This window comes from Streptomyces sp. NPDC091371 (assembly GCF_040684275.1).
Classification (GTDB): domain Bacteria; phylum Actinomycetota; class Actinomycetes; order Streptomycetales; family Streptomycetaceae; genus Streptomyces.
The window spans coordinates 75,826-92,058 of sequence record NZ_JBFBFP010000031.1 but is presented as its reverse complement, the minus strand read 5'-3'; the positions used below and the strand labels follow the sequence as shown (position 1 = coordinate 92,058).

The 16,233-nt window shown below is 72.2% G+C and carries 15 protein-coding genes, 1 pseudogene and 1 riboswitch; of the genes and pseudogenes, 14 read left to right on the top strand and 2 right to left on the bottom strand.

Going from position 1 to position 16,233, the window contains the following annotated elements; translation table 11 throughout:
• Positions 1-252 precede the first annotated feature (252 nt).
• The 4 genes from shc to AB0O21_RS27875 are packed head-to-tail and all read left to right on the top strand — an operon-like array spanning position 253 to position 5,337.
• Positions 253-2,229, top strand: a complete 1,977-nt coding sequence (gene shc / locus AB0O21_RS27890; protein WP_365175394.1) for a squalene--hopene cyclase — start codon at positions 253-255, stop codon at positions 2,227-2,229.
• Entirely contained in the window at positions 2,229-2,900 is a 672-nt protein-coding gene (locus tag AB0O21_RS27885) for a 1-hydroxy-2-methyl-2-butenyl 4-diphosphate reductase (RefSeq protein WP_365175384.1), read from the top strand. Before shc ends, AB0O21_RS27885 begins: the two co-directional genes overlap by 1 nt.
• 5 nt (positions 2,901-2,905) lie before the next feature.
• Positions 2,906-3,937 carry an adenosyl-hopene transferase HpnH gene (hpnH, locus tag AB0O21_RS27880; protein WP_365175382.1) on the top strand — a complete coding sequence of 344 codons (1,032 nt, stop codon included), beginning with the start codon at positions 2,906-2,908 and terminating at the stop codon, positions 3,935-3,937.
• A complete protein-coding gene (locus tag AB0O21_RS27875) occupies positions 3,934-5,337 on the top strand; it encodes an aspartate aminotransferase family protein (protein WP_365175380.1) in 1,404 nt (467 codons plus the stop codon). The genes hpnH and AB0O21_RS27875 overlap by 4 nt, the downstream gene beginning before the upstream one ends.
• A gap of 51 nt (positions 5,338-5,388) precedes the next feature.
• Here AB0O21_RS27875 and AB0O21_RS27870 read toward each other — a convergent pair whose 3' ends face one another.
• Complete coding sequence (locus AB0O21_RS27870; protein ID WP_365175378.1) at positions 5,389-6,180, bottom strand: tyrosine-protein phosphatase; 792 nt, start codon at positions 6,178-6,180, stop codon at positions 5,389-5,391.
• A 291-nt stretch (positions 6,181-6,471) separates the two neighbouring features.
• A riboswitch (cyclic di-AMP (ydaO/yuaA leader) is annotated at positions 6,472-6,676 on the top strand.
• Positions 6,677-6,680: 4 nt separating this feature from the next.
• Between AB0O21_RS27870 and AB0O21_RS27865 the strand changes: the two genes are divergently transcribed.
• The 10 genes and pseudogenes from AB0O21_RS27865 (at position 6,681) to AB0O21_RS27820 (ending at position 14,712) form a co-directional block, all read left to right on the top strand.
• Entirely contained in the window at positions 6,681-7,658 is a 978-nt protein-coding gene (locus AB0O21_RS27865; RefSeq protein WP_365175376.1) for a LysM peptidoglycan-binding domain-containing M23 family metallopeptidase, read from the top strand.
• 163 nt (positions 7,659-7,821) lie between these two features.
• Positions 7,822-8,607, top strand: coding sequence for an SGNH/GDSL hydrolase family protein (locus tag AB0O21_RS27860; RefSeq protein ID WP_365175374.1), 786 nt, complete (start codon positions 7,822-7,824; stop codon positions 8,605-8,607).
• A gap of 108 nt (positions 8,608-8,715) precedes the next feature.
• Complete coding sequence (locus AB0O21_RS27855) at positions 8,716-9,909, top strand: MBL fold metallo-hydrolase (RefSeq protein ID WP_365175372.1); 1,194 nt, start codon at positions 8,716-8,718, stop codon at positions 9,907-9,909.
• A 515-nt stretch (positions 9,910-10,424) separates the two neighbouring features.
• Positions 10,425-11,345, top strand: a complete 921-nt coding sequence (locus tag AB0O21_RS27850) for a carbamoyltransferase C-terminal domain-containing protein (RefSeq protein WP_365175392.1) — start codon at positions 10,425-10,427, stop codon at positions 11,343-11,345.
• A gap of 113 nt (positions 11,346-11,458) precedes the next feature.
• Positions 11,459-12,064, top strand: a pseudogene (locus AB0O21_RS27845) (hypothetical protein); the annotation flags it as partial.
• A gap of 28 nt (positions 12,065-12,092) precedes the next feature.
• Positions 12,093-13,025 carry an HAD-IIIC family phosphatase gene (locus AB0O21_RS27840; RefSeq protein WP_365175390.1) on the top strand — a complete coding sequence of 311 codons (933 nt, stop codon included), beginning with the start codon at positions 12,093-12,095 and terminating at the stop codon, positions 13,023-13,025.
• Positions 13,022-13,189: a hypothetical protein gene (locus AB0O21_RS27835; protein WP_365175370.1), complete on the top strand. Its 168-nt coding sequence runs from the start codon at positions 13,022-13,024 to the stop codon at positions 13,187-13,189. Before AB0O21_RS27840 ends, AB0O21_RS27835 begins: the two co-directional genes overlap by 4 nt.
• Positions 13,186-13,455, top strand: a complete 270-nt coding sequence (locus AB0O21_RS27830; RefSeq protein ID WP_365175368.1) for an acyl carrier protein — start codon at positions 13,186-13,188, stop codon at positions 13,453-13,455. Before AB0O21_RS27835 ends, AB0O21_RS27830 begins: the two co-directional genes overlap by 4 nt.
• Before the next feature lie 22 nt (positions 13,456-13,477).
• Entirely contained in the window at positions 13,478-13,582 is a 105-nt protein-coding gene (locus tag AB0O21_RS27825; protein ID WP_365175366.1) for a MaoC/PaaZ C-terminal domain-containing protein, read from the top strand.
• 428 nt (positions 13,583-14,010) lie between these two features.
• Complete coding sequence (locus AB0O21_RS27820; protein ID WP_365175365.1) at positions 14,011-14,712, top strand: SDR family oxidoreductase; 702 nt, start codon at positions 14,011-14,013, stop codon at positions 14,710-14,712.
• 46 nt (positions 14,713-14,758) lie between these two features.
• On the opposite strand, the gene AB0O21_RS27815 is transcribed toward AB0O21_RS27820, so the two are convergent.
• Positions 14,759-15,994 (bottom strand): MFS transporter, encoded by a 1,236-nt coding sequence (locus AB0O21_RS27815; protein WP_365175364.1) that lies wholly within the window; start codon positions 15,992-15,994, stop codon positions 14,759-14,761.
• Positions 15,995-16,233: the final 239 nt, after the last annotated feature.

Sequence of the window (16,233 nt, the reverse complement as noted above, 5' to 3'; positions counted from 1 at the left end):
TCCAGACCGACGACCAGGAACCCGCCACGCACGCCGACGGCATGATGGCGGGCGAGCAGCGGATCTGGGGGCCCCAGCACAGCAGAGGACCGACTGCACGAAGGGGAAGCCATGACAGCGACGACCGACGGCAGCGCGGAGAGCGCTGGCGCTGGCAGCGACACCACTCCGGGCGCCCCGGAACACGGCCCGGCGGGCCCCCCGGGCGGCCCGGCCGGGCCCGGCGGGAGCGGCCCACGGGCCGAGTACGGCTTGCCTGGCGGGGCCGGTCCGGGGCGGCCCACCGCGCAGTCCCGCCCGGCCACCGGGGAGGGGGCCGAGGCGTTGGACGGGAGCATGCGCGCAGCGCGCACGGCCGTCGCGCGGGCGACGCGGCAGCTGCTGGAGCGGCAGGACCCCGCCGGATGGTGGAAGGGCGACCTGGAGACCAACGTCACCATGGACGCAGAGGACCTCCTGCTGCGGGAGTTCCTCGGGATCCGCGGCGCGGCCACCACGCACGCCGCCGCCCTCTTCATCCGCGGCGAGCAGCGCGCGGACGGCACCTGGGCAACCTTCCACGACGGGCCGTCCGAACTCTCCGCCACCATCGAGGCGTACGTCGCCCTCCGCCTCGCGGGCGACGCCCCCGACGCCCCGCACATGGCCCGGGCCTCGGCCTGGATCCGGGCCCACGGCGGGATCGCCGCCGCCCGCGTCTTCACCCGCATCTGGCTCGCCCTGTTCGGCTGGTGGAGCTGGGACCACCTGCCCGAACTCCCGCCCGAGCTGGTGTTCCTGCCGTCCTGGGTGCCCCTGAACATCTACGACTTCGGCTGCTGGGCCCGCCAGACCATCGTGCCGCTCACCGTGGTCTCCGCGATGCGCCCCGTCCGCCCGGCCCCCTTCGCGCTGGACGAGCTGCACACCGACGCCCGCGACCCGTACCCGGCGAAACCGCTCGCCCCGGCCAGGAGCTGGGACGGCGCCTTCCAGCGGATGGACAAGGCCCTGCACGTCTACCGGCGGTTCGCCCCCCGCCGGCTGCGCAAGGCGGCCATGTCCACCGCCGCCCGCTGGATCATCGAGCGCCAGGAGAACGACGGCTGCTGGGGCGGCATCCAGCCCCCGGCCGTGTACTCGGTCATCGCCCTGCACCTGCTCGGCTACGACCTCGGCCACCCGGTGATGCGCGCCGGACTGGATTCCCTGGACCGCTTCGCGGTGTGGCGCGAGGACGGCGCCCGGATGATCGAGGCCTGCCAGTCCCCGGTCTGGGACACCTGCCTCGCCGCGATCGCGCTGGCCGACGCCGGCCTGCGCCCCGACCACCCGGCGCTGGTGAAGGCCGCGGACTGGATGCTCGGCGAGGAGATCGTCCGCAGCGGAGACTGGGCCGTGCGCAGGCCCGGACTGGCCCCCGGGGGCTGGGCGTTCGAGTTCCACAACGACACCTACCCCGACATCGACGACACCGCCGAGGTCGTCCTCGCGCTGCGCCGGATCAAGCACCCGGACCCGGCCCGGGTCGAGGCCGCCATCGCCCGCGGCGTCTCCTGGAACCTCGGCATGCAGTCCAAGAACGGCGCCTGGGCCGCCTTCGACGCCGACAACACCAGCCCCTTCCCGAACCGGCTGCCCTTCTGCGACTTCGGCGAGGTCATCGACCCGCCGTCGGCCGACGTGACCGCGCACGTCGTGGAGATGCTGGCCTTCGAGGGCAAGGCGGGCGATGCCCGCACCCGGCGCGGCATCGCCTGGCTGCTCGCCGAACAGGAGCCGGAAGGCAGCTGGTTCGGCCGCTGGGGCACCAACCACGTGTACGGCACCGGCTCGGTGGTCCCCGCCCTCACCGCGGCCGGCATCGCTCCTTCGCATCCCGCCGTCCGGCGGGCAGTGGGCTGGCTGGAATCCGTACAGAACGAGGACGGCGGTTGGGGTGAGGACCAGCGCTCCTACAAGGACCGCTCCTGGGTCGGGAAGGGCGCCTCCACCGCCTCGCAGACCGCGTGGGCGCTGATGGCCCTGCTGTCGGCCGGCGAACGCGACGGCAAGGCCGTGGAGCGGGGCGTCGACTACCTCGTACGGACGCAGCGGGAGGACGGTTCCTGGGACGAGCCGCATTTCACGGGCACTGGTTTCCCGTGGGACTTCTCCATCAACTACCACCTGTACCGGCAGGTCTTCCCGCTCACCGCACTGGGCCGCTACCTGCACGGAGAACCGTTCACCGCCGTCGGAGAACCCTGATGTCCGCCGCCGGAGCGGACCGGGCCGAGAACCCGGACCCGCTGCTGGTCGCCTGCGCCCTGCGCATCGAGCAGGCCGCACTGCGCAGCGCGGGCCGCGGCGCTCCGCAGGCGTACGAACTCCTGCGCACCGGCATGGGCCCGCGCGCCGCCGAGCGGGCCGTCGGCCGGACCCTCGAGAGACCGGGGATGGAGCGGGCGGCCGTCCTCGCGACCGGGTTCTGCGCCGGGCTGGTCCCCGGCATGCACCCCGGCGACCTGGTCGTCGCCGAGGAGACCCGGGACTCGCAGGGGGTCGTCGCCTGCACGGGTACCGCCCTGCTCGCCGAGGCACTGGCCCGGGCCGCCCCAGGCCGGACCGTGCACACCGGCGCACTGACCGGATCAGACCACGTCGTCCGCGGCCAGGAGCGCGCGCAGCTGCGCGCCACCGGCGCCATCGCGGTCGACATGGAGTCGGCGTCCACCCTGTGGACCGCGACCCGCGGCGACCGCTCCCCGCCAGGAGGAGGGCGTCCGGTTGCGGCCGTCAGGGTGATCGTGGACGCTCCGGAGCATGAGCTCGTCCGTATCGGCACGGTTCGCGGTGGAATATCGGCCTTCCGCGTTCTCCGTGCCGTGCTGCCCGCGTTCTATGACTGGCACCGTTCTTTGCTGCTCCCCAGGAGGTGAGCCAGATGGCCATGCCACTGCGACAGTCCATCAGGGTCGGGACCTATCTTCTCGAACAGAAGCTCCGCAAGCGTGAGAAGTTCCCGCTGATCGTCGAGCTGGAACCGCTCTACGCCTGCAACCTGGCCTGCGAGGGGTGCGGGAAGATCCAGCACCCGGCCGGGGTGCTCAAGCAGCGCATGCCGGTCGCCCAGGCGGTCGGGGCCGTGCTGGAGTCCGGGGCGCCCATGGTGTCCATCGCGGGCGGCGAGCCCTTGATGCACCCGCAGATCCACGAGATCGTCCGACAGTTGGTAGCGAAGCGGAAGTACGTCTTCCTCTGCACGAACGCGATGCTGCTGCGCAAGAAGATCGAGAAGTTCACTCCGTCGCCCTATTTCGCCTTCGCCGTGCACATCGACGGCCTGCGCGAACGCCACGACGAATCGGTGGCCAAGGAAGGGGTCTTCGACGAGGCGGTCGCCGCCATCAAGGAGGCGAAGAGGCGTGGTTTCCGGGTCACCACCAACTCCACCTTCTTCAACACCGACACCCCGCAGACGATCATCGAGGTGCTCAACTACCTCAATGACGACCTGAAGGTGGACGAGATGATGATCTCGCCCGCCTACGCCTACGAAAAGGCCCCCGACCAGGAGCACTTCCTGGGCGTGGAACAGACCCGCGAACTCTTCAAGAAGGCCTTCGCGGGCGGCAACCGCAGGCGCTGGCGGCTCAACCACTCCCCGCTCTTCCTGGACTTCCTGGAAGGAAAGGCCGATTTCCCCTGCACGGCCTGGGCCATTCCGAATTACTCCCTCTTCGGCTGGCAGCGCCCCTGCTATCTGATGAGCGACGGCTACGTGCCCACCTACCGCGAACTGATCGAGGACACCGACTGGAGCAAGTACGGCCGCGGCAAGGACCCGCGCTGCGCCAACTGCATGGCGCACTGCGGCTACGAGCCCACCGCCGTCCTCGCCACCATGGGATCGCTCAAGGAATCCCTCCGGGCGGCCCGCGAGACGGTGAGCGGCAACCGGGACAAGTCGGCATGACGGCGCGGTCGCGAGGGGGGAAGGGCTTCGACCTAGGAGCCCTGCTGGCGGCGCGGGGTTCGGAGCGCTACGAGCTGCACGCCAAGCACCTCAACCACCAGCTGCCCCGCATGCTGCACACCATCGGCTTCGACAAGGTCTACGAGAGGGCCGAGGGCGCCCACTTCTGGGACGCCGAGGGCAACGACTACCTCGACATGCTGGCCGGCTTCGGGGTGATGGGCCTGGGCCGCCACCACCCCGTCGTCCGCCGCGCCCTGCACGACGTCCTCGACGCCCAGCTCGCCGACCTGACCCGCTTCGACTGCCAGCCGCTGCCCGGGCTGCTGGCCGAGAAGCTGCTCTCGTACAGCCCCCACCTGGACCGGGTCTTCTTCGGCAACAGCGGCACCGAGGCGGTGGAGACGGCCCTGAAGTTCGCCCGGTACGCCACCGGGCGCCCCAGGATCCTGTACTGCGACCACGCCTTCCACGGGCTGACCACGGGCTCGCTCTCGGTCAACGGGGAGAGCGGCTTCCGGGACGGCTTCGCGCCGCTGCTCCCCGACACGGGCATCGCGCTAGGGGACCTGGCCGCCCTGGAGCGGGAGCTGCGCAAGGGGGACGTGGCCGCCTTCGTCGTCGAACCGATCCAGGGCAAGGGGGTCCACGCCGCCCCGCCCGGCTTCCTGCTCGCCGCTCAGGAGCTGCTCCACCGGCACAAGGCGCTGCTGATCGCGGACGAGGTGCAGACCGGGCTGGGGCGTACCGGTGACTTCTACGCGTACCAGCATGAGCCGGGCGTGGAGCCGGACCTGGTGTGCGTGGCCAAGGCGCTGTCGGGCGGCTACGTGCCGGTCGGCGCGACCCTCGGCAAGGACTGGATCTTCAAGAAGGTCTACTCCTCGATGGACCGGGTGCTCGTGCACTCCGCGAGCTTCGGCTCCAACGCGCAGGCGATGGCCGCCGGGCTGGCGGTGCTCTCGGTGATGGAGGACGAGGAGGTCGTCGCCCATGCCCGGGCCATGGGCGACCTGCTGCGCGGGCGGCTGGCCGCGCTCGTGGACGAGTACGAACTGCTCCACGAGGTCCGGGGGCGCGGGCTGATGATCGGCATCGAGTTCGGCCGGCCGTCCTCGCTCGGGCTGCGCAGCCGCTGGACGATGCTCCAGGCGGCCCGCAAGGGGCTCTTCGCGCAGATGGTCGTGGTGCCGCTGCTGCAGAAGCACCGGATCCTCACCCAGGTCTCCGGGGACCACCTCGAAGTGATCAAGCTGATCCCGCCGCTGATCGTGGACGAGCGGGACGTCGACCGGTTCGTCGGTGCCTTCCGCGAGGTCATGGACGAGGCGCACGGCGGGTCGGGGCTGATGTGGGAGTTCGGCCGGACCCTGGTGAAGCAGGCGGTCGGCAACCGCTGACCGGCGGGGGAGGGGAGCGCGTCGGGCGCGCCCCCCTCCGGCCGCCGGACGTCAGTCGAGCAGGCGCTCGCGGAGGCGGTCCTGGGTCTCGGGCGCGAGTCCGAGGCCCTGCGAGAGGTACGCGTCCACGCCGCCCCAGATCTCGTCGATGGTGTCGAAGGCCGCGAGCAGGTACTCGGCGCGGGCGTCGAAGAGCGGGGCGAGCAGCTCCATCACTTCGGGGGAGCGGGCCTCGGCGGACTCGTCGCTGCGGCGGACGCGGTAGCGGCGGTGCGGGGCGTTCGACTCCAGGTAGTCCGCGACGATCGCCTCGCGCTCGACGCGCAGCGCGAGCAGCGTGACGGCGATCGACAGGCCGGCCCGGTCCTTCCCGGCCGCGCAGTGCATCAGGGCCGGGACGCTGTCCTCGGCGAGGGCGTGCAGGACGCGGCTGTGCTCGGCGGTGCGGTTCTTGATCATTCCGCGGTAGGAGTTCGCCATCCGGGCCGCGGCCTTCCCGTCGCCCAGGACCGAGCGGAGCTGGTCGAGGTCGCCGTCGCGGACCATCTTCCAGAACTCGCGGCCGTCGGCCGGATCCGAGAGCGGGATGTTGACGTTGCGCACGCCGGGCAGTTCCACGTCCGGGCCCTCCAGCGCGTGGTCGGCGCCGTTGCGGAAGTCGAAGACGGTGTGGAGGCCGAGCGAACCGAGGAACTCTGTATCGGTTTCAGTGGCATGCGCCAGATGTCCGCTTCGGAACAGTCGTCCCGTCCTGACCCTTCGTCCGTCAGAAGTCGGCATTCCGCCCACATCGCGGAAATTGCGCACTCCGGACAACTCCGGCTCCTGTATCTGCTGGGTCAAGGGAACTCCTCCGCTTCACGATGCTGGTTGTGGGTGCTCTGTCCGAATTGCACTACTTGGCGACAACTTGCCATAAGCGGAGGCGAGATCGGGCGCGTCCCCGTGAGCCAGATCATACGGTGACCGTGAGTGCCTGATCGCGAAAGCCGAATGCCCGCGTCGGAGCGGTTGTTGGCGGGCGGGAATGGACGGAGGGTGACCGGAATTCCCCCGGTTTCCCGGTCCTGTGATTCCGTCAGGAAATTCGCGGCTTGTTCGGCGCGGCCCTTTGGGATTACGTTCGCGATCGATCCGGGTGGATCGCCGAATCCTGCCGCTACCCGGAAACCGCACCCGACCAATGACGCGCGGCAGGAGCGGGGGAACCAGGTAAGCCGCCGTCCCGGATCTTTGACCGAGACGGCTTGGGGTGAAGCCGTACATGTTCCGTTCATGTGCGGCCGGACATCTCCAGTCCGAACCCGACAGCTCACCTCGCAGGCGCCGGAGAGGAATTCGCCATGCCTGCAAAGGGTAAGCACCGCCGCCCCAAGTCCCTTTCGATATCGCGCGGTTTCGCCGTCGCCGGCACCGGTGGTGCGGCCCTCGCGCTGCCGCTGCTGGGCGCCGCGGGTGCCCACGCGGCCGGCGCTCCGGCCGCTGCGGCCGCGACGACGACCGCCGCGAACGCCGCGACCACCGTGGCCCCCGCGGCGGCCCCGCAGGCTCCGGTCGCGCTCCAGGGCACGGCGGCCGCCGCGCCGACCGTCTACACGGTCGTGCCGGGCGACTACCTCTCGAAGATCGCCGCCGAGCGCCACCTGGCCGGCGGCTGGGAGCAGCTCTACGCCGACAACCGCGAGGCCGTCGGCAGCAACCCGTCGCTGATCCACCCGGGCCTGAAGCTCACCCTCGGCGGTGCGGGCGAGGCGGCCCCGGCCGAATCCGCCCCGGCCCCCGAGAAGGCCCCGAAGGCCGCTGCGAAGTCCGCTCCGAAGGCCGCTCCCAAGACGGCTCCGAAGGCCGCCGAGCAGGCCCCGCCGGCCCGGCAGGAGTCCGCGGCCGAGGCCCCGGCCGCCAAGCAGGCGGCCTCCGGCTTCGTGGCCCCGCTCGCCGGCAGCGGCGTCTCCACCGCCTACAAGGTCGCGGGCAGCATGTGGTCCTCCGGCTACCACACCGGTGTCGACTTCATCGCGAGCTCCGGCACCACCGTCAGGTCGGTCGGCGCGGGCACCGTCGTCTCCGCGGGCTGGGCCGGCTCGTACGGCAACGAGGTCGTCATCCGGCACGCGGACGGCACCTACTCGCAGTACGCCCACCTCTCCTCGCTGTCCGTCTCCTCCGGCCAGAGCGTCACCGGCGGCCAGACCATCGGCCTCTCCGGTTCCACCGGCAACTCGACCGGCCCGCACCTCCACTTCGAGATCCGCACGGGCCCGTCCTACGGCTCCGACATCGACCCGCTGAGCTACCTCCGCTCGAAGGGCGTCAGCATCTGACGGCAGCCGCCGCCGGAGCACCGACACGCGCGAGGCCGGGACCCGAGGGGGGTCCCGGCCTCACGTGTACGTATTCCTTATCCCCCGGGTGGTAAAGATCACGGCCCGTCAACCCCTCATTACGTTGGCGTAGGTTGGTTACGGGAGTGAAGGATGTTGTCCCGTGGCAGCGACGACGACGAAACCCAAGACCATCGGCTCGTACGCGGCGATCGGGGACAGCTTCACCGAGGGCGTGGGGGACCCGGGACCCGGGGACACTTATCTCGGCTGGGCGGACCGGCTCGCCGTGCTCCTGGCCGACGAGCACCCGGAAGGCGAATTCCGGTACGCGAACCTGGCCGTGCGCGGCAAACTCCTCGACCAGATCGTGGCCGAGCAGGTCCCGCGGGCCAAGGCGCTCGCTCCGGACCTCGTGACCTTCTGCGCGGGCGGCAACGACATCATCCGCCCCGGCACCGACCCGGACGACGTGGCGCAGCGGTTCGAGGCGGCCGTCGCCGACCTCACGCAGGCCGTCGGCCGGGTGGTGATCACCACCGGCTTCGACACCCGGGGCGTACCCGTCCTCAAGCACCTGCGGGGCAAGGTGGCGACGTACAGCGTGCACGTCCGCGCCATCGCCGACCGCTACGACTGCCCGGTGCTGGACCTCTGGTCCCTCAAGTCCGTACAGGACCGCAGGGCGTGGGACACCGACCGGCTGCACCTCTCGCCCGAGGGGCACACCCGGGTCGCGCTGCGCGCCGCGCAGGTGCTCGGGCTGGACGTGCCGGCCGACCCCGACCAGCCATGGCCGCCGGAGCGACCGCGCGGCTCGGTCGACGTGACCCGGGACAACATCCAGTGGGCGCGCGAGCACCTGGCGCCCTGGATCGGCCGCCGGCTGCGCGGGGAGTCCTCCGGGGACCACGTCGAGGCGAAGCGGCCGGACCTGCTGCCGCTGTAGGCGGCACGGGACGACACGCACGGGGGACGCGGAATCCTTCGGGGCCGGTGTGCGTTGGGAAGGTCGTAGACCGACGAACATCCTGACCGCACCGTCCCTGGAGGCGCCTTGACCGGCTCCCGTCCCTTGCGTCCGCGGCTGCGCGCCCTGCGGCCCGAAGCCTTCGGCGCGGACCCCTCCGGCGCCCGGCTGGAGCGCATCCGCCGCTCGCCGAACTTCGCCGACGGCGTCTTCCAGAACCCGGTCGGGGCCCGGAACAGGCCCTCCGGCTCGATGGCGGAGTTCGCCAAGATCTACTTCCACCGGGAACAGCGGATCCGGCGCGCTCCCGCCTCGCCGATCCCGGTCTACCCGACCACGCTCGCGGAGCTGGCGAAGCCGCCGGCGAGCGGGCTGCGCCTGACCTGGATGGGCCACTCCAGCGTGCTCGCGGAGATCGACGGGCGCCGGGTGCTGTTCGACCCGGTCTGGGGAGAGCGCTGCTCGCCCTTCCCGTTCGCCGGGCCCAAGCGGCTGCACCCGGTGCCCGTCCCGCTGGCCTCCCTGGGCGAGGTGGACGTGGTGGTCATCTCGCACGACCACTACGACCACCTCGACCTGCCGACGATCAAGGCTCTGGCCGGCACGGACACGGTCTTCGCGGTCCCGCTGGGCGTCGGCGCGCACCTGGAGCACTGGGGCGTCCCGGCCGACCGGCTGCGCGAGCTGGACTGGAACGAGACCACCAAGATCGCGGGCCTGTCCCTGACCGCGACCCCCGCCCGCCACTTCTGCGGCCGCGGCCTGCGCAACCAGCAGCACACCCTGTGGGCGTCCTGGGTCGTCACGGGCGACGAGCACCGGATCTACCACAGCGGGGACACGGGCTACTTCCCCGGCTTCAAGGAGATCGGCGCCGAGCACGGCCCCTTCGACGCCACGATGATCCAGATCGGCGCGTACTCGGAGTACTGGCCCGACATCCACATGACTCCGGAGGAGGGCCTGCGCGCCCACCTCGACCTCCAGGGCGGCGTCCCGCACGGCGTGATGCTCCCGATCCACTGGGGCACCTTCAACCTCTCGCTCCATCCTTGGGCGGAGCCGGGCGAGTGGACGGTCGACGCCGCGGAGGATGCCGACCAGCCGATCGCGCTCCCGCACCCCGGCGAACCCTTCGAGCCTGCCGGAACGCTGCCCGCGGAACCCTGGTGGCGCCCGATCGCGCGCCCGATCGCTCACCCGTGGCGTCGCCCCAAGCCGGTGGAACTCGCACCGGACGAGCCCCGGGCCGGGGACCTGGACCTCGCCGGCGAGCGGTGACGGCGGCCTCCGCGAACGGATCGTCCCCGGTTGTCGTGCGCACGCGGATCGCGCGCACGACGACCGGCACGGCCGGAGATCATGCGGAGCGCGACGGCGCGTCCAATCGGTGATCGTGGCGTCCGGGACACCCGGGTGCGTGGCGGGTACGGACCCGCTGCGGGTGCGGGAAGAATTTCGCGAGCCTGCGGTGACGGCGCCGATCACCTGGTGGTCGCCCGCCGTGTCTCCGCGTCACGCTGGGTGGGGCGACGGAGTCGGGCGGGGAATCGTGTGCTCGTAGCATCGCGGCAGGGGGCCGGATGTCCGTGCGCGGGCCGTCCCGCACCGCTCGAGGGGAACCGTGCCTCTCGCGAAGGCTCTGCACATCGCCGCCGCTGGGGACGTCTTCGTCCACCGTGACGACCCGGCCCTCTACGTACTGCGTGCCGGCGCGCCGAACGTGATGGCGTCGACCCGGCGACCGAACGGCCGACGCCCACCACCCGAGTCGACCACCTCGTGGCTTTTACGGCCTGCACTCGATCAGCAGGACGACGCGGCCACTGGGACTGAGCGACGCCACGCTTCTGGCCTCCTTCGAACGGCACCTCTACCGGCTCATGGAGGCCGGGCTGAAGCAGGAGCTGGGCAGTCGCCGCCTGGAGGGGCTCCCGCTGTGCCTGGCCGGCGGATGCGCGCTGACCATCAAGTGGAATGCGTGGCTGCGGAGTTCGGGCCTCTTCCCGGACGTGTGGGTGCCGCCGTTCCCCAACGACGCCGGATCGGCCATCGGTGCCGCCGCCGCGTCGATCGTCCGCCATGGGGGACCGGCCGCCCTGGACTGGTCGGTGTTCAGCGGCCCCGCCCTGGAACCAGGCGACACCGCCCCCGCGCACTGGGAGTCCCGGCCCTGCACCGTCGAGGAACTCGCCCGTCTGCTCCACACCACCCGCGAGCCCGTGGTCGTCCTGTCCGGCCGGGCCGAACTAGGGCCGCGCGCCCTCGGACACCGCAGCATCATCGCCCCCGCCGACGGACGGGACATGCGGGAGAGGCTCAACGAGATCATGGGCCGGGAGTGGTACCGGCCCGTGGCCCCCATCTGCCTGGAGGACCGGGCCGCCGACGTGTTCACGCCCGGAACGCGGGACCCGTACATGATCTTCGAGCACCGGGTACGGCCCGAATGGCGCGACCGCGTTCCCGCCGTCGTACACGCCGACGACAGCGCCCGGCTGCAGACGGTCGGCCCCGAACATCCCCTGATGTACCAGCTCTTGACCGAGTACGAGGCTCTGTCCGGACTGCCCGTGCTGTGCAACACCAGCGCCAACCTCTCCGGCAGCGGCTTCTTCCCCGACGCGGCGTCCGCGATGAAATGGGAAGGCACGAACTACGTGTGGAGCGAAGGCACACTGCACTGGAACAGCAGCGCCGTACCGGCCACGCCATGAGTCGTCCGGACACCGACGGGCCCGCCGGCCACGTGGCGGAGTCCTGGCCCGAGCTGCTCAACAGGCTGCGGGGCGACACCGACCCCGTGCTGTAGAGGGCCGCGGCGACCCGGCTGCGCGCCCAACCGGACACCGCGGCCGGGCTGGGAGCCCGTCCCGTCAGCCTGGCCCTTCTTTCGACGGCCACGACCGACTTCTACGCCGAACTGCTCCCGGTGGCCGCGCTCGCCGTCGGCATCGACCTCACCGTGCACCGTGTTCCGTACGGATCGGTCGAGCAAGAGCTGCTCGCGCCCGCCTCGGCCCTGCGCGCCGCCCGCCCCGACTACGTCTCACTCGCCGGCACACCGGCCGACCTGGCCCCGGCCGAGCCCGGTGGTGACCCGGAGGAGGCCGTCCACACCCTGGTGCGGCGGTGGACGGCCTGCTGGGACCACATCAGGGGCAATCTCGGCAGCAGGGTCCTCCAGCACACCTTCACCGCCCCCGACGACGACCCGTACGCCAACGCCGGCTGCCGCGTACCGGGCGCCCCGGAGTGGCTGACCGCCGAGGTCAACCGCGAACTCGTGCGCCGTGCCGGGGACGACGTCCTCATCCTGGACTCCGCACGCCTGGCCGCCAGGACCGGGCGGGACTCCTGGTTCGACCCCCGCGCCTGGGCCATGGTGCGGATGCCCGTCTCCGCCGGGGCACTGCCCGTTCTGGCCGCCGCCACCGCGGGGGTGCTCGCCGCGGACCTGGGGGCTGACCCGGCGCTGCATCGTCGTCGACCTCGACAACACCCTGTGGGGCGGTGTCCTGGGCGAACTCGGGCACACCGGGGTCGTGCTCGGCGAGGCCGGGACGGGGGAGTACTTCCGGCGCTTCCAGGATTACCTCCTCGCCCTGCGCCGCCTCGCGGTGGCCGGCAAGAACGACTCCCAACTCGTCGACGAGGCGTTCTCCCGGGTGCCCGGCATGTGCCTGCGACGCGAGGATTTCGCGGCCGTGGTCGCCGACTGGCGGCCCAAGTCGCAGCAGATCCGGCAGATCGCCGCGCACCTGCGCCTCGGGCTGTCCTCCGTGGCGTTCGTGGACGACAACCCCGCCGAATGCGCAGAGGTGCTCGCCGCCCTGCCCGAGGTCGACGTCATCGCCCTGCCGCCCCATCCGGCCCAGTACGTCCGAGCCCTCACCGACCGGCCCACTCTCACGGCGGCACCGCCGAACGCGGCGGACCGCCGGCGCGCGGCCTCGTACGAGGCACTCGCCCGCGCCGAGGCCATGCGGGACCCGGCCGCCACGCTGGAGGAGTTCCTGGACTCCCTCGACATGTCCGCGACCGTGGCCCCGGCGACCCCCGACGACCTGCCCCGCCTGTCACAACTCGTGCAGAAGACGAACCAGTTCACCCTCACCACCCGCCGGTACACGCCCGGCCAGCCGGCCGATCTCTCCCGCGACCCGGGATACCGGCTGCTCACCCTGCGCCTGCGCGACCGGTTCGCCGATCACGGCCTCGTGGGCCTGCTCGTCCTGCGGCTCGACGACGAGACGGCCGAGATCGACTCGCTGCTGCTCTCCTGCCGGGTCATCCGACGGACCGCCGACTGCCGGCCATCGCCTCCCGCATGGCACGCGAAGCCGGCTGCACCCGGCTCATCGGCAGCCACCGGCCCACCCCGCGCAACGCCATGACCGCCGACCTGTACCCGCAGCTGGGCTTCCGGCCCGCCCAGGCCGGCGCGCCGGAAGCCCGGCAGAACGGGGACGGCCACTGCATCCGCTACGTCCTCGACCTCACCACCGGCCCCGTGCCCGACACCCCGCACATCCGCGAAACCCTCCTCGTAAGGCCATGATGAACACCACCGATCCGGACGACACGCCCGACCGCGCCATCCTCCAGGCGTTCGCCGAAACCGTGGGCACACAGGCCCCGCGGGGTCTGCAGACCACCCCGGCCGACATCGCCGCCTGGGACTCGCTCGCACAGGTCCACCTGGTCACGGCCATCGAGGCACGCCTGTCGGTCACCCTGCCCGACGAAGCCCTCACCACCCGCACGACCCTCGGGGACCTGGCCGCGCAGGCGCACCGGGCCCTGGGCGGCAGCCTGGCGCGCTGACCGAACCACCGGCCCTACGGAGATGAAGCTGGCCTCTGCCGACGCGGCGGCCTTCGCCGGGGCGAGCGGCGACCACAACCCGCTGCACCTGGACGCCTCAGCCGGCAGGATGCTCGGCCGCCCTTGACCGGCTGACCGCCACCTTTCACCGACCCGTGCCCCTCGACACCACGGCCGACCTCGGCGCCGAGCTCGGCACCGACCTCACTGACAACGCCTCCACCGTACGGTTCAGCGTCCGGTGCGAGGGAGCCCTCGCACTGACCGCCGAGGCCCGGTACCTGCCCGACGCCATACCGCCCTCCCGGGGCGACGGACAGCCGCCTTGCCTGCCCACCGGCCCGCCGCTCCGCCACACCCTCTCCGCTCTCCCGGGCCTTGCGTGGCAGGAGCCGTATCACCCCGGTCTCCCGGCTCTGCGCCGGCTGTCCCACCGACTGGGCACCGCCGCCCTCACCCGCCGGTCCGGTCAGCCGCCTCCGGGTCGCTTCGACCGACCCCCGAACCGGGGCGGTCCGCGTACACGGCAGCCACGGCCCCGACGGGGCACCCGGCGTGGGCGCGGTCCTCGACGCCTTCCTGCTCCCGCCGGTATCGCCGCCCACCCGCACCTCCGTCGCCCGCCACATGGCGCCCGGCCGCACGCTCGCCACCCAGGGCGCCACCGCCTGGATCGCGTACCATCGCAGCGAGAGCCATGTCACCGGCCTGGTAAGCGAGTTCGGACCGGACCGGATCAGGCCCCTGCGGTGCGACGCCGCCGACCCGCACGCCCTCGGACGGGCCGTCGAGCCACTGCGCGCCCGCGGCGGAATCGACGGGTTGGCACTCCTGGCGACGCCGCCGCTGCGGAGCCTGCCCCTCCACCCCGACGCGACCTCGGCGCACCTCGACTTCATCCGCGACAGCCTGGCCTTGGTCCTGGCCCCGCTGAGCGTTGCGGGTCCGCTCCTGGCCGAACGCCGCGGCCGGCTCGTCGCGGCCTCCTCCACCGCCGTCGCGGAACCGGTTCCGCACTGGCCCCACTATCTCGCCGCCAAGGCGGCCCTGGAGGCCCTCACCACCGACTTCGCCCGCGTACACGGACTCCCGGCACTCGTGCTCCGGGCGCCGAAGATGCGTACCGACCTGGTCAACGGCCCCACCGCCGGCATCGGGGCCACCCCGACCGAACACGTGGCCGCCGCCGTCGTCCGATGGGCCGTCAACGCTCCCAGACCCGGTGCCACCGTCGTCGCCCCACCCCAGGCCCGGTGAGGGCACCGTCGCCGCCGCGGAGGCCGTGGGTTCGTAGGCGCGCACGTCAGGCGACCGGGGCCTTCTCCCCGGCCCGGGCAGGTGTCCGCTGGGCGCTCTGGAGGCGCTGCGCCCAGCGGACGGCCGCGGGTGCGGCCAGTCCGGCCAGGGCGAACAGGGCGCCCACGACGTACCACCCGGGGCGGCCCCAGGTGATGCACAGCGAGATGAGGAGGGCCGGTCCGACCGCCTCGGCCAGCCCGGCGCCGAGCCCGAAGACGCCGAGGTACTGGCCGGTCGCGTGCTCCGGGGCGAGGGCGAAGGACACCTCGAAGCCCGCGGCGGAGTGCCACAGCTCGCCCACCGTGTGGATGACCACCGCCGCGACCAGCAGTGTCGCCGCGGCCCAGGCCGGGATCCCCGCGGACAGCGAGATCAGCGAGCAGGAGACGAGGAAGGCCACGCCCGACCGGCGGTAGGCGCGGGCGCCGGCCGCGGGGGAATCGACGTCGCGGCCCGCCCGGACCTGGAGCGCGATGACGATGAGGGTGTTCGCGAGCATGGTGCCCGAGATGAGCCAGGGCGGGGCGGTGGTGGCCGCGACGATCCACAGCGGAATGGCCACGGTGAGCACCTTGAACTGGACGGCCATGATCCCGTCGAGGGCGGTGATCAGCAGGTAGGGGCGGTCCCGCAGGGCGATCCAGCGGGGGCCGTGGACGGCGGGTGCGGGACTGACCGGGGGCAGGAAGCCGATGACGGCCGCGGAGGCCGCGAACAGGACCGCGTTGCCGGCGACCATGGTCTCGTAGGCGGACCGGCTGCCCACCTGGACGGCCCAGCCCGCCAGTAGGGCCCCGAGGGAGATGCCGATGTTGGAGACCGCCCGGAGGTAGCCCCGGAACTCCTGCGGCCGGTCACCGCCGTAGTGCCTGATGAGCGGGCTGCGAGCGGCCAGTCCGGCCGCTTTCGCGCCGGTGGCCGCGGACACCGCGAAGACGAACGGCCAGAAGGCGTCCGCCAGGAGGAAGGCCGCCGTCGCCAGCGCCTGGACGACGAGGGTGGCCACGTAGACACCGCGGGCCCCGAACCGGTCCGCGAGATGGCCGACGCCTATGCCCACGGCCAGCGAAACCAATCCGGCGATCGCGAGCCCGGCCCCTACCTGAGCCACCGGCAGGCGGACCGACTGCGTGAAGTACAGCACCCCGGCGGTCAGGAAGAGGCCGCTGCCGACGGTGTAGACGAAGTTCGAGGCGGCGAGGATGCGTTGGGGTCCGGTGTCCGGAATCAGCTGGGGCATGGTGGGGCTCCGCGTCCTGGGCAGTCGGTAACGGTCGATGGAGCCTACTGCACCTTACTTGCAATAGCACTTGTTTGGCGATAGCTGGTGAATCTCCCTACGGGGCTGCCGAGTTGGATGGCATCGGTGTCCGGATGTCGCGACGACTCGGGTCCCCGAAGCCCGACCGGATCGGCGCCGCGTGCGGCTTCCTCGGTGGGGCGGCGGCCCGTCGGACGCTCGCGGCGTCCGCCGCGGGC